The following is a 1,675-nucleotide window of genomic DNA, read 5'->3' as shown; positions in this document are numbered from 1 at the left end:
GATGCACAGTATCGGTCCTGCTGGTGCAGCTTGCCAAGCTTCTCAACCACCTCGGCGCGGGTGCGACCGGATACCTTCTTGCGAACCCGGTTGCCGAGCTCGTCGTATCCCCGGGAGACCGCACCCCGCCACCGGTCAGCATCCCGGAAACCGAGTCCTCACCACTCCCCCGGCGCCTGATCACGCCGCCTCCGCTTCAAGCCTCGCCACCCTCGGGGGCTGGTGCCCCACCGGGTCCGCAAGCGACGCATGGCCGTCGCGCAGGTGGGTAGGCCAGGCGATGGAGCACCGGATGTGCTCTGAGGAGGCGTATCAGCATGTATCCGCCAATGCTGCCGGGGAGGGGGCAGCGCCAGGGTGAGGGGGACATCGACCAGGAGAAGCGCCTGCAGGAACTTAGCCGGGGCTACGAAGACTCGCCCTGGCTCACCGCGCTGGTGCTTTTCAGCGGCTTCCTGGTGGCCCTCGTCGGGACGTTCGACACCGTGTTCCTGCTCGGCACCGCACTCACCGGCCGGACGTGGTGGCCGTACGCGGTGATACTGGCCGCATTGGTGGGGACACATACCTGCCTGCGGACGGTGCGCTATGGACGGCGGCGGTCCAGGCAATCGGGCACTGGGGATCGCAGACGAGTGACGCGAAAACGCACGGAACACGCTCGTAATGCGTAGCTCGCCGAGTGCCGCCGGGGACCTAGGCGCCAAGGCGTCAATCGTCGCGGGCAACTGCGCGACGGCGTGCCCGTCGGGTGCGTCCGATCGGCTGGTCAACCGCGAGTACTTATGGTCACTTGCGGACATTCCGATTCGCCTACTCACCTGCACAAATGCAGGCTGACCCGCTGCGCAAAGGCCCGATGGTGGTGACGAGGACCAGGGCGTGTGGCAAGTCTGAGGTAGTGGACTGCTCTGAACGATCCCGGACGGCCTCTCGGGTGCCTGCGGATCTGAAGGTTGGGGGTTCGAGTCCCTCCGAGCGCACCTCCGAGCGCGCCAGGTCAGAGGCCTCTACCCGCTTGGGAGAGGCCTTCTTGCTAACGGATTTGCTAACAGCGCTCATTAACTAGCCTCGATTGCACGGGCGAAGATGGCCGCGGCCTCGGAGAGCCGCTCCCCGATCACGTGGGCATAGACCCGGAGTGTGATCGACAGATCGGCGTGTCCCAGCCGGGCCGCCGCCACGTGAACTGGCACGCCAGCCCGCAAGAGTGTCGTGGCATGGATGTGGCGCAGATCGTGAAGCCGGGCAGCCGGTAGCGGCTTACCCGCCTTGTCGTTCCTCTTCCGCTCGTTGTGCCTGTTGATCAGTACCGGCATCAACGACGACACGGTATCGGGGTGAACAGGCTCTCCCCATGCCGACGTGAACACATAGTCGTCGGAGTCACCGCGCCATTGCGGGCCAACTGTCAGCCGCTCCGTGACCTGGCGTTCGCGGTGATCCCTGAGCACTTGGACCGTGCCCGAGTCAATGCTCACCGTTCGCGACCGCCCGCCCTTGGTTTCGCCGGTGTCAGGCCGCGCCTGGCGCTGGCCTAGTGCCGCAGGGTGCCCGGCCTGCTCGGGCGGGTATGCGCTGCCGGTGCTGTCGTGGCTTGTGGGCCTGCAGGTCGGCGCGGTTCTGGCCAGTGCAGGTCGATGGCCCGTACGGCGGCGGCTGCGATGACTAGACA

At 66.4% G+C, this 1,675-nt stretch carries 2 protein-coding genes and 1 pseudogene; 2 read left to right on the top strand and 1 reads right to left on the bottom strand.

From position 1 onward, the window contains the following. Both WB528_RS12655 and WB528_RS12650 read left to right on the top strand, forming a co-directional pair. Positions 1-272, top strand: a pseudogene (locus tag WB528_RS12655) (hypothetical protein); the annotation flags it as partial. A 45-nt stretch (positions 273-317) separates the two neighbouring features. Beyond that, a complete protein-coding gene (locus WB528_RS12650; RefSeq protein WP_423888751.1) occupies positions 318-674 on the top strand; it encodes a hypothetical protein in 357 nt (118 codons plus the stop codon). Between the two features lie 387 nt (positions 675-1,061). Here the strand turns inward: WB528_RS12650 and WB528_RS12645 are convergent, their stop codons facing one another. Further along, positions 1,062-1,631 carry a tyrosine-type recombinase/integrase gene (locus tag WB528_RS12645; protein ID WP_423888752.1) on the bottom strand — a complete coding sequence of 190 codons (570 nt, stop codon included), beginning with the start codon at positions 1,629-1,631 and terminating at the stop codon, positions 1,062-1,064. Positions 1,632-1,675 lie beyond the last annotated feature (44 nt).

The sequence above is a fragment of the Bradyrhizobium sp. genome (genome assembly GCF_049586575.1).
Lineage (GTDB): Bacteria > Pseudomonadota > Alphaproteobacteria > Rhizobiales > Xanthobacteraceae > Bradyrhizobium.
This window is presented reverse-complemented; position numbering and strand designations above follow the sequence as displayed.